General features: G+C 66.4%; 12 protein-coding genes. All 12 read right to left on the bottom strand.

The features are described 5' to 3' along the window. The coding region (locus tag ACR2JA_RS04860; RefSeq protein WP_434007984.1) for an exonuclease domain-containing protein at window positions 1-276 on the bottom strand (276 nt) is incomplete at its 3' end. A 30-nt stretch (window positions 277-306) separates the two neighbouring features. Next, window positions 307-1,374 carry a hypothetical protein gene (locus tag ACR2JA_RS04855; RefSeq protein ID WP_434007983.1) on the bottom strand — a complete coding sequence of 356 codons (1,068 nt, stop codon included), beginning with the start codon at window positions 1,372-1,374 and terminating at the stop codon, window positions 307-309. A 98-nt stretch (window positions 1,375-1,472) separates the two neighbouring features. Further along, window positions 1,473-1,811: an ISC system 2Fe-2S type ferredoxin gene (fdx, locus tag ACR2JA_RS04850; protein ID WP_434007982.1), complete on the bottom strand. Its 339-nt coding sequence runs from the start codon at window positions 1,809-1,811 to the stop codon at window positions 1,473-1,475. A 5-nt stretch (window positions 1,812-1,816) separates the two neighbouring features. Next, on the bottom strand, window positions 1,817-3,688 hold the full coding sequence (gene hscA, locus ACR2JA_RS04845) for a Fe-S protein assembly chaperone HscA (RefSeq protein ID WP_434007981.1): 1,872 nt from the start codon (window positions 3,686-3,688) through the stop codon (window positions 1,817-1,819). A 41-nt stretch (window positions 3,689-3,729) separates the two neighbouring features. Beyond that, entirely contained in the window at window positions 3,730-4,248 is a 519-nt protein-coding gene (hscB, locus tag ACR2JA_RS04840; protein ID WP_434007980.1) for a Fe-S protein assembly co-chaperone HscB, read from the bottom strand. 68 nt (window positions 4,249-4,316) lie between these two features. Next, on the bottom strand, window positions 4,317-4,640 hold the full coding sequence (iscA, locus tag ACR2JA_RS04835; protein ID WP_310564837.1) for an iron-sulfur cluster assembly protein IscA: 324 nt from the start codon (window positions 4,638-4,640) through the stop codon (window positions 4,317-4,319). Between the two features lie 9 nt (window positions 4,641-4,649). Then, complete coding sequence (iscU, locus tag ACR2JA_RS04830) at window positions 4,650-5,036, bottom strand: Fe-S cluster assembly scaffold IscU (protein WP_434007979.1); 387 nt, start codon at window positions 5,034-5,036, stop codon at window positions 4,650-4,652. 20 nt (window positions 5,037-5,056) lie between these two features. After that, window positions 5,057-6,274 carry an IscS subfamily cysteine desulfurase gene (locus tag ACR2JA_RS04825; protein ID WP_434007978.1) on the bottom strand — a complete coding sequence of 406 codons (1,218 nt, stop codon included), beginning with the start codon at window positions 6,272-6,274 and terminating at the stop codon, window positions 5,057-5,059. Window positions 6,275-6,376: 102 nt separating this feature from the next. Next, the gene (gene iscR / locus ACR2JA_RS04820; protein WP_434007977.1) at window positions 6,377-6,913 is read right to left on the bottom strand and encodes a Fe-S cluster assembly transcriptional regulator IscR; all 537 of its coding nucleotides are present in this window, start codon (window positions 6,911-6,913) and stop codon (window positions 6,377-6,379) included. Between the two features lie 205 nt (window positions 6,914-7,118). Beyond that, on the bottom strand, window positions 7,119-9,017 hold the full coding sequence (locus ACR2JA_RS04815; RefSeq protein WP_434007976.1) for a sensor histidine kinase: 1,899 nt from the start codon (window positions 9,015-9,017) through the stop codon (window positions 7,119-7,121). Further along, a complete protein-coding gene (locus tag ACR2JA_RS04810) occupies window positions 9,014-9,715 on the bottom strand; it encodes a LuxR C-terminal-related transcriptional regulator (protein WP_434007975.1) in 702 nt (233 codons plus the stop codon). The genes ACR2JA_RS04815 and ACR2JA_RS04810 overlap by 4 nt, the downstream gene beginning before the upstream one ends. Window positions 9,716-9,800: 85 nt before the next feature. Continuing rightward, window positions 9,801-11,202, bottom strand: a 1,402-nt coding sequence (locus tag ACR2JA_RS04805; protein ID WP_434007974.1) for a helicase-related protein, incomplete at its 5' end; no start/stop codon positions are given.

Below are 11,202 nucleotides of genomic sequence, written 5' to 3'. Positions count from 1 at the left end.
GATGATGAGTTCGGCACCGTCCAGGTAGGCCAGCAACTCGTCGGCGATCTGTGCGAACTTGGGTTTGTCGCGCAGGAACTCGTTGCTGATGCCGTGCACCTTGAGCGCGTCTTCGTGGCTGTCGCGCTCGGGGTTGACGTAGTGGTGCAGGTTGCGACCGGTGAGTTTGCGGTGCAGCAGCTCCACGCAGCCGATTTCGATGATCCGGTCGCCGTTTTCAGCGGACAGGCCGGTGGTTTCAGTGTCAAGAACGATCTGGCGCATGCGTCCGATTATGCGGGACGCCCGCTGGCGCACTGGGCCGGATCAGGGCGCCACCAGGCGGGTCGACAAGGTCTCGAGCACGGCCCCGGCCTGCGTCTTGGCCACGGTTTCAAACTGGTCGGGATCGGCCCGCAGCTCTTGCTTGCGCGAGTTGTTGATGACCGCGCGGCCGTGCCCCGACGCCGCCGAGAGGATGGAGAACGCCGCCAGCGCGATGTTGCCCGCTGTTTCGGCGGTGCTGGTCACATCGGCCAGCTCGCCGATGCCGGCCTCGGCGATCAGCGCCTTGTCCAGTGACACCCGGGCCACCGCCCCGTCGCCGGTGGTCACCAGCAACCGGTTGGTAAAGGCCGGCAGCATGAGCGCGGCACTGGACTTGGTTTCGGACGCAGCAGCAAAGAACCCGCCCTTGTTGGCTGTGACGCTGCCAGGGGCCAGCACCAGGCGCACGTGCAGCAGCGGTGCCTGCTGCGATTCGGCCAGGGTCTTGATCAAGGGCTGCAGCTTGGTCATCTGGAAGCCCACGCCCATCTTGCCGCCCAGGGACACGTAGTCGTCGTCCACCTTGGGGCCCCCAAACAAACCGCCGGAGTTGCGGTGCAGCCAGCCCATTTCAGACACGTGCAGCAGCGGCAGGCCCTTGGCGCTGTAGACCGTGCCCTTGCCGCCGGCCGCGTCAAACGCCAGCGGCGCGGCTTCGCCAGCGGTCCGCCAGGCCTCGACCGCGGGGCCGCCGCCTTCGGCGGGCAATTCAATCACCGTCAGCCCGCGCGCACGGACAGCCTGCACCGCCTGCGCGCAGAGCTGATCCGTCATGGCTTGCAGACGCGTGGGCTCCAGCCCCACGACCTTGAGGTTGGCGCTGGTCATGGCGATGCTGCCCTGCGTGCTGCCGCGCTGCGCGGTCGATCCGGCGTCGAACTCCTGCAGCACGTAGACGCCGCAGCTGGCCAGCACGACCTTGTTCAGGCCTTTGAGCTTGTCGCCGTTCTCCACATGGGCGGCGGGCGCGGCATCGGTGGAGGACTGGGCCTGCGCCTGCACGACGGGCATCAAGCCCAGCAGCATGCACAGCGCCAGGGGCTGGAAACGTTGGGGGACGGGGTTCATGGACTCGCCAGGGTGGTCAAAGAAGACCTGCAGTCTGGCAAAACCTGGCGTGGCTGGCACCCCCTCAAACGTGGGGGTGCTGCCTGCGCGCCGCCACCTCAGTGGTTTTCTTTGGCGTGGTTGATCGAGTACTTGGGGATCTCGACCGTGAGGTCCTGCTGTGCCAGGATGGCCTGACAGGCCAGGCGCGAATTCGGCTCCAGACCCCAGGCGCGGTCGAGCAGGTCCTCTTCCGCCTCGTCCAGCTGACCCAGGCTGTTGAAACCTTCGCGCACCACCACATGGCAGGTGGTGCAGGCACAGCTCATGTCGCAGGCATGCTCGATGTTGATGTGGTTGTCCAGCAGCGCTTCGCAGATGGACGTGCCGGCCGGGACGCTGATGCTGGCGCCTTGGGGGCAGTACTCGGGATGGGGCAGGATTTTGATCGTGGGCATGGTGTTCAGACTTCTTCGACTTTGCGGCCGGCCAGCGCCTGCTGGATACCGCGGTTCATGCGTTGAGCGGCAAAGGCCTCGGTGCCTTTGGCCAGCGCTTGCGTGGCGGCTTCGATGTCGGCCGCACTGCCCGAACCGGTGGTGGCGGCCAGCGCAGCGATGAGCGATTCGATGGCGCCACGGTCAGCGTAGCTCAGCAGGTCGCCATCGGCGGCCATCGCGCTGCGCGTGGCGGCGATCATGCGGTCGGCGTCCACCCGGGCTTCCACCAGCGCACGCGCGGCCATGTCTTGCTGGGCGGTGCTGAAGCTGTCCTGCAGCATGGCGGCGATCTGCTCGTCCGACAAACCGTAGGCCGGCTTGACGTCGATCTTGGCTTCGACACCACTGCCCTGCTCCTTGGCGGTCACCGCCAGCAGGCCATCGGCATCCACGGTGAACGTCACGCGGATGCGCGCTGCGCCAGCCGCCATGGGCGGGATACCGCGCAGCGTGAAGCGCGCCAGCCTGCGGCAGTCGGCCACCAGGTCGCGTTCGCCCTGCACCACGTGCAGCGCCAGCGCGGTTTGGCCGTCCTGGTAGGTGGTGAAGTCCTGCGCACGGGCGGTGGGGATGGTGCTGTTGCGCGGCACGATGCGCTCGACCAGCCCGCCCATGGTTTCGATGCCCAGGGACAACGGGATCACGTCCAGCAGCAGCAGATCACCGTCCTTGCTGTTGCCCGCCAGCGCGTTGGCCTGGATGGCGGCGCCCAGCGCCACCACCTCGTCGGGGTTCAGGTTGGTCAGCGGTTCGCGACCGAAGAAATCGCCCACGGTTCGCTGGATCACCGGCATGCGGGTGGAACCGCCCACCATCACCACGCCCTGCACCTCGTCTTTTGCCACATTCGCATCGCGCAATACCTTGCGCACCGCCGTCAGGGTGCGGGCGGTCAGTTCGGATGTGCAGGCTTCAAAGTCTTCGCGGCGCACGGCCTGTTCAATGGCGCGACCTTCAATCTCGGCACGGAACGTGGCCCTCTCGTGGCCCGTCAGCTGCTCTTTCACCCGCCGTGCTTCGCGGTGCAGCGCGGCGCGCTCGGCGGCGTCGGCCACCGGGCCCAGATCCGCCTGCTGCAGCACCCAGGCGGCCAGCGCCTGGTCGTAGTCGTCACCGCCCAGGGCGGAATCGCCGCCCGTGGCCAGCACCTCGAACACGCCACGCGTCAGGCGCAAGATGGAAATATCGAAGGTGCCGCCGCCCAGGTCGTAGATGGCGTAGACGCCCTCGCTGCCGTTGTCCAGGCCGTAGGCGATGGCGGCGGCCGTGGGTTCGTTGATCAGGCGCAACACGTTGATGCCGGCCAGCTGAGCCGCGTCTTTGGTGGCCTGCCGCTGGGCGTCGTCGAAGTACGCGGGCACGGTGATCACGGCGCCGAACAGTTCATCGTCAAAGCTGTCTTCGGCGCGAAAGCGCAACGTGGCCAGGATCTCGGCGCTCACCTCCATCGGCGTCTTGCGCCCGGCCACGGTGTCCACCACGGCCATGCCGTTCTCGTCCACCACCGCATACGACAGCTTGTCCACATCCACCACCTGATCGCGTCGGCGGCCCATCAGGCGTTTGACCGAACTGATGGTGTTGGCGGGGTCACCGATCTGGGCGGCCAGCGCATCAAAACCGATCTGGCGCCCGGCACCGCCCTGGGCAGGGTCCAGGTAACGCACCACGCTGGGCAGGATGGCCTTGCCGTCCAGCGCGGGCAGGCATTCGGCCACGCCGTGCCGCACGGCCGCCACCAGCGAATGGGTGGTCCCCAGGTCGATGCCCACCACCACGCGGCGCTGGTGCGGGTCTAGGGATTGGCCGGGCTCGGAGATCTGCAGGAGTGCCATGTACGGAGAGCTGAAAACAGGTCGGAACGCCGACGAACCTCTTATTGTCCCAGTTGATCGAGACGCCCCGACACGTCGCGCGCAAAACGCTCAACGAACATGAGGGCTCTCACCTGGCCGGCCAGCGCAGGCCAGTCGCGCTGCACATCGGCGGTCTGCTGCAGGTCCGCCAGCATGCGCTGGCGGGCGGCGGCCACTTCGTCGGCCATGTCGTCCAGCTGCGCAGCGGTGGTGGCATCGTCCAGGGCTTCGCGCCATTCCATCTGCTGCATCAGGAAGGCGGCGGGCATGGCCGTGTTGTTCTCGGCCTGGATCGGCGCGCCGTGCAGCTCGCACAGGTAGGCCGCGCGCTGCAGCGGGTCCTTCAGGCGCTGGTAGGCCTCGTTGATGCGCACCGACCACTGCATGGCCTGGCGCTGGGTCTGCGCATCCGCCGCGGCGTGGCGGTCGGGGTGCACCTCGCGCTGCAGCGCCTTCCAGCGCTCGTCCAGTTGCGCGCGGTCCAGCGCAAAGCCCACGGGCAGTTCGAACAGTTCGAAATCGTTGGATTGCAGGTTCATGGTGGCACCAAACAAAAGCCGCCAGGGAGCGAACCCGCTGGCGGCACCAGTCAGACGCTAGGGCTGCGTCAGACGCGGAAGCTCTCGCCGCAACCGCAGCGGTCGCGCTCGTTGGGGTTGTGGAACTTGAACCCCTCGTTCAGCCCTTCGCGCACGAAGTCCAGCTGCGTGCCGTCGATGTACGGCATGCTTTTCGGATCGACCAGCACCTTCACGCCATTGGCCTCGAACACCACGTCTTCCGGCGCGATCTCGTCGGCGTATTCCAGCTTGTAGGCCAGGCCCGAACAACCGGTGGTCTTGACGCCCAGGCGCACGCCCACGCCCTTGCCCCGTTTGGCCAGGTAGCGCGTGACGTGCCGGGCTGCGGCTTCAGAAATCGTGACGGACATGGCAGGACTTCAGTTCGCGTGCTTCTTGCGGTAGTCGTCCACCGCGGCCTTGATGGCGTCTTCGGCCAGGATGGAGCAGTGGATCTTCACCGGCGGCAGCGCCAGTTCTTCGGCGATTTCGCTGTTTTTGAGGGCCGCCGCTTCGTCCAGCGTCTTGCCCTTGACCCACTCGGTCACCAGCGAACTCGACGCGATGGCGGAACCGCAACCGTAGGTCTTGAAGCGCGCGTCTTCGATCACACCCGTGCTGGGATTCACCTTGATCTGCAGCTTCATCACGTCGCCGCAGGCGGGCGCGCCCACCATACCGGTGCCGACGGACTCATCGCCCTTGTCGAACGAGCCGACGTTGCGGGGGTTTTCGTAGTGGTCAACAACTTTTTCAGAATAGGCCATGGTCTTTCTCCTTCATACGTTCAGTGGGCAGCCCACTGAATGGTGGACAGGTCAACGCCGTCCTTGAACATTTCCCACAAGGGGGACAACTCGCGCAGCTTGGCGACGTTTTCCTTGATGGTGGCGATCGCGTAGTCGATTTCTTCTTCGGTGGTCCAGCGGCCGATCGTCATGCGCAGGCTGCTGTGGGCCAGTTCGTCGCTGCGGCCCAGGGCGCGCAACACGTAGCTGGGCTCCAGGCTGGCCGAGGTGCAGGCCGAACCGGACGACACCGCCAGCCCCTTGATGCCCATGATCAGCGACTCGCCTTCGACGTAGTTGAAGCTCATGTTCAGGTTGTGCGGCACGCGCTGCGTCTCGTGACCGTTGATGAACACCTCTTCGACGTCCTTCAGGCCCGCCACCATGCGGTCGTGCAGGGCGCGGATGCGCTGGTTCTCGGCGTGCATCTCTTCCTTGGCGATACGGTAGGCCTCGCCCATGCCCACGCACTGGTGGGTGGGCAGCGTACCCGAGCGCATGCCACGCTCGTGGCCGCCACCGTGCATCTGCGCCTCGATGCGGATGCGCGGCTTGCGGCGCACGTACAGCGCGCCGATGCCCTTGGGACCATAGGTCTTGTGGCTGGTCAGGCTCATGAGGTCGACCGGCAGGTTCGTGAGGTCGATGTCCACCCGGCCCGTGGCCTGCGCCGCGTCCACGTGGAAGATCACGCCCTTCTCGCGGCAGATCGCGCCGATGGCGGCAATGTCCTGGATCACGCCGATCTCGTTGTTCACGAACATGACCGAGGCCAGGATGGTGTCGGGGCGGATCGCGGCCTTGAAGGCGTCCAGGTTCAGCAAGCCGTCGGCCTGCACGTCCAGGTAAGTGACCTCAAAGCCCTGGCGCTCCAGCTCGCGCATGGTGTCCAGCACGGCCTTGTGCTCGGTCTTCACCGTGATCAGGTGCTTGCCCTTGGTTTTGTAGAAGTGCGCCGCACCCTTCAAGGCCAGGTTGTTGGACTCGGTGGCTCCCGAGGTCCAGACGATTTCGCGCGGATCGGCGTTGATCAGTGCTGCCACCTGTTCACGGGCGGTCTCGACAGCTTTTTCAGCTTCCCAGCCCCAGGCGTGGCTGCGCGAAGCCGGGTTGCCGAAGTGCTCGCGCAACCAGGGGATCATGGCGTCCACCACCCGCGGGTCGCAGGGGTTGGTGGCGCTGTAGTCCATGAAAATGGGAAAGTGCGGCGTGCTCATGGCGGCAGGTTCTGTGTGGGGAAATCGTGGGATCAGGACTGTGGCTCCCGCAACGCGAGTGCCACACCAACCATCGGATGCCGGTGCGAACACCGGCTCCGCTCATTTGGACAAGGCAACGCCTCCGAGGGCGAACACCGAGTTCGGGGCATTCACGCGGATGGGCTTGACCACGGGCGCGCTGGAAATGGCGCGCTTGATCATGGGCACGTTCTCGACCACCACGCCCTTGGCGACTTGCTCGTCCACCAGGGATTGCAGCGACACGGAGTCGAGGAAGTCCACCATCTTGGCGTTCAGCTGAGCCCACAGCTCGTGGGTCATGCAGCGGTTGCCCTCGCCGTGGCAGTTTTCCTTGCCACCGCACTGGGTCGCGTCAATGGGTTCGTCCACCGACACGATGATGTCCGCCACCGTGATGTCGGTGGCCTTGCGGCCCAGCGTGTAACCGCCGCCCGGGCCACGGGTGGATTCCACCAGTTCGTGGCGGCGCAGTTTGCCGAACAGCTGCTCCAGGTAGGACAGCGAAATTTGTTGCCGCTGGCTGATGGCCGCGAGCGTGACAGGTCCGTTGTTCTGGCGCAGGGCCAGATCGATCATGGCGGTGACCGCAAAGCGGCCTTTGGTCGTGAGGCGCATTTCAAGCTCCTGGTTGTGTGGCTTGACTGTCGTAGGGAGGTCGAGGGAAACACCGTTCCCAAAACCGCTTCTCCGCCCACCCACCACGCTGTGCGTGGTTCTCTTGCCGAAGTTTCCCGACTGTTTTCGTCGAGTATACCGCTAAACCCAAGTGATTTGCTCGGCTACCCGCATTCTAAGCCCGTTTGTCCTGGACAAACCAACATCAACGCGCCGCCGCTCCGGGGCGCGTGTCGAACACGAAGCTCACACAGGTGCCGGGCTGGGCGGACGAAAAGTGCACCGTGGCGCCGATCTCGGCCGCGCGCAGGCGGATGTTGCCGATGCCACGCCCGCCGCCCTGGAACAGCTCGTGGGACGCGGCGCCCAGCCCGACCCCGTTGTCGGCCACGCTCAGGCCGATGCGTCCGCCCTCTTCCCAGGTGCGCACCGTCACCCGCGTGGCCTGCGCGTGCTTGACGACGTTGGCAAACACCTCTTGCAGACAGCGGAACAGGTGCATCACGCCGCGCGCTTCAAGCCCCGGCACGGCGTGCACCTCTTCCACCTGCCACGCCAGCTCGATGCCGGCCGCCTGCAGCGCAGGCTCCACGCGCTGGCGCAGCGTACCCAGGATGGTCGGCAGGTCGCCGTCCATGGGTTCCAGCGAGTCCAGGGTCAGCCGCAGTTCCTCCAGCGCGTGGTGCAGCATGGACGCCACCGCTGCGCTCTCGATCCGCTGGCCACTGCTGCGCACCATGTTGAGCGTCTGCACCAGCTGACTGCCCAGCCCGTCGTGCATGTCGCGCGTCAGGCGCCGGCGCTCGGCTTCGAGCACGCGCTGGCTTTCCACCGCCTGCAGGCGGTCGAACACGGCGTGCAGTTCCTCTTCCCGCTCGCGCACCTTCTGCGCCAGTTCGGTGTTGTGCCGGGCCACCTGCTCCAGGGCCACCGCCGTGCGCCGCACCAGCACCCAGCCCATGGCGAACATCAGCACCAGGCTGCCCGGCGTCATCCAGCGGATGTCAACATCGCCCGGCAAGCCCATCTGCACCACCAGAAAGTCGCGCAAACCAGTGACCATCACCGCCAGCCCCACCACGACCATCATGCGCTGGTTGACGTTCATACCCCAGCGGGCGCGGTGGATCACGGCCAAGAGCGCCGCCACACAGACCAGCACGATCACACCGGTCCACAGCCGATAGAGCTGGTAGTTGACCGTCCACTCCAGCGCGGCCAGCCAGAACGGGCCCAGGGCCATCATGGCCACCACCAGACGGCGCACGATGCCCTGGCGAAAGTCGAACAGTTCGGACATGAACAGGTATACAAAGCCGCAGTACCAGGTGAAGCTGAGCTTGTGCAGGTAGTCCCACAGCGCGAAGTGGCCTGGCACGAACACCGGCGTGGACAGCCACAGCCGCACCGTGAGCACCAGCAGGCCGCCGCCGAGCAGGCCGAACAGGCGCTCGGTGGTGCGCACCCAGATCAGCAGTGACAACAAGCCCATCATGAACGCCGAGGCGGTGACCATCCAGGTCAGATCGACCTGCCACCAGCTGAGCCACCGGTAGCGCTGGTTCAGTGTGTCGTGCGGCCCCACCCACACCGGGGACAGGCCACTGATGCGCAGCGGCTGGCCCTGCAGTTCAATGTCGATGCGGTTGTCCGCCCACACCGGCGCCATGAGCGCGGCCGGCAAGGCCACAAAGTGCGCGTGGGTGCCGGCGTCGCAATAGCCGGGGCCACGCCGCCAGCATTCGGCCGCCACCTCCTGCCCGTTGAACAGGACCCGGTAGCGCACGCCCACACGGGGCAGCAGCAGGCCCAGGCGGTTGTCCAGCGGGGTGCCGGCCAGCGCCAGCGGCAAACCCAGGCGGTAGGTGGCATGGCCCGACCAGTCGCGCCGCTCGTTGTGCCACACGTGCGGCAAGGCCACGGTCTGCACGCCAGGCGCATCGGTGGCCCGCAGCTCCGCGTGCTGGATCACCTGCGCGCCGGGCATATGGCCCACGCGGGTGACCAGGGCCAGCACCGCCAGCATGCCCGCCACCAGCACGGCGGCCCACACGTAGGCCGGCACACGGGCCAGTGCCTGCAGGGGCCGCAGCAGCGGCCTCACAGCAAGCCGCGCTCCTGCGCGACGCGCACCACCTGCACCCGGCTGTGCACCGCCAGCTTGCGGTACAGGTTCTTGATGTGCGTGCCCACCGTCGCCGGCGAAATGCCCAGTTTCTGGGCGATCTCTTTGTTCACATAGCCCTTGGCCACCAGCTTGAGCACCTCGGTCTCGCGCTCGGAAAGCAGCACATCCCCCACCAGATCGTCGGGCGGGTGGTCGGGCAACGAGTCCTGCACCGACCGGAACTGCTTGAGCAACAGGCGCGCGAGCAGCGGCGAAATCGGAGCGCCGCCGTCGCGGATCTGTTCGATCGCCTCGATCAGCTGTTCACCTGTGCAGCCCTTGAGCACGTAGCCTGTGGCGCCAGCTTCCAGTGCGCCGACCAGGCGCGACTCCTCGCCGAACACGGTGAACACCAGCAGTTCCGCGTCGGGCTGGTGGCGGGCCAGCAGGCGCAGCACCTCTTCGCCGCGGCCGTCGGGCAGGCCCAGATCGACCAGAAACACGTTGGCATCGCAGTGCAGCACACCCTGGCGGGCCTGCGCCAGGCTGCCGGCCTGGCCTATCAGGCGCCATTGCGGGCGCAGCAGCAAAGCTTGCTGCACGAACTGCAGGATGGTGGGATCGTCTTCGACCAGGTAAATGCGCGTGTCCTCGTTCGGACCGCGGCTGCCCTGCGCGGGTGGCATTGCTTGCATGTTGGAATGGGGGCCAGGTGTTGCGACCCCGTCCTACCCCTCGGGGGGCATTCCCTGCGAGGTCGCTTATCTCTTCGATTGTCCTTCAGGCCACGTGGTCCAGGCCGGGTGCGCCCAGCACCCTTTCCTTCAAACGGTGGAGCTGATCGCGCATCTGGGCGGCCTTTTCGAACTCCAGGTTGCGCGCGTGTTCGAGCATGAGCTTTTCCAGCCGCTTGATCTCGCGCGCCATGTCCTTTTCGCTCATCTCGTCCACGCTGGCGCGCAGCGCGCTTTCGGCCGCCAGGCGGTCGGCTTCCTTGCCGGCCTTTTCGCTGTAGACGCCGTCGATCAGGTCCTTGACCCGCTTGTTCAGCGCCTTGGGCGTGATGCCGTGCTCCACGTTGTACGCGGTCTGCTTGGCGCGGCGCCGCTCGGTCTCGTCGATGGCCTTGCGCATCGAATCGGTGATCCGGTCGGCGTAGAGGATGGCGCGGCCATTGAGGTTGCGCGCCGCGCGGCCGATGGTCTGGATCAGCGAGCGCTCGGCGCGCAGAAAGCCTTCCTTGTCAGCATCCAGGATGGCCACCAGCGACACCTCGGGAATGTCCAGGCCTTCGCGCAGCAGGTTGATGCCCACCAGCACGTCGAAGGCTCCCAGGCGCAGGTCGCGGATGATTTCCACCCGCTCCACCGTGTCGACGTCGCTGTGCAGGTAACGCACCTTGACGCCGTTCTCGGTCAGGTAGTCGGTCAGCTGCTCGGCCATGCGCTTGGTCAGCGTGGTGATGAGCACGCGCTCGTTCTTGTCCACGCGGATGCGGATTTCCTGCAACACGTCGTCCACCTGGTGGGTGGCGGGGCGCACCTCGATCTCGGGGTCCACCAGGCCGGTGGGGCGCACCACCTGCTCCACCACCTGGCCGGCGTGCATTTTTTCGTAATCGGCCGGCGTGGCCGAGACGAAGATGCACTGGCGCATGCGCTGCTCGAACTCGTCGAACTTCAGCGGCCGGTTGTCCAGCGCGCTGGGCAGGCGGAAGCCGTATTCCACCAGCGTGGTCTTGCGCGAGCGGTCGCCGCTGTACATGGCGTTGAGCTGGCCGATCATCTGGTGGCTCTCGTCCAGGAACATGATGGCGTCGCTGGGCATGTAGTCGGTCAGCGTGGCCGGCGGGTCGCCCGGTGCGCTGCCGGCCAGGTGGCGCGAGTAGTTCTCGATGCCCTTGCAGTGGCCGACCTCGCTGAGCATCTCCAGGTCGAAGCGGGTGCGCTGCTCCAGGCGCTGCGCCTCCACCAGCTTGCCCATGCCCACCAGCTGGCCTAGGCGCACGCGCAGCTCGTCCTTGATGGCCTCGACCGCGCTGAGCACCTGCTCGCGCGGCGTCACATAGTGGCTGCTGGGGTAGACGGTGAAGCGCGGGATCTTCTGCCGCACCTTGCCGGTGAGCGGGTCGAACAGCTGCAGGCTTTCCACCTCGTCGTCGAACAGCTCGATGCGGATCGCC

Source organism: Hydrogenophaga sp. (assembly GCF_051007235.1).
Lineage (GTDB): Bacteria > Pseudomonadota > Gammaproteobacteria > Burkholderiales > Burkholderiaceae_C > Hydrogenophaga.
The sequence above is the reverse complement of the archived record's forward strand: the minus strand, read 5'-3'. Positions and strand labels throughout refer to the sequence as shown.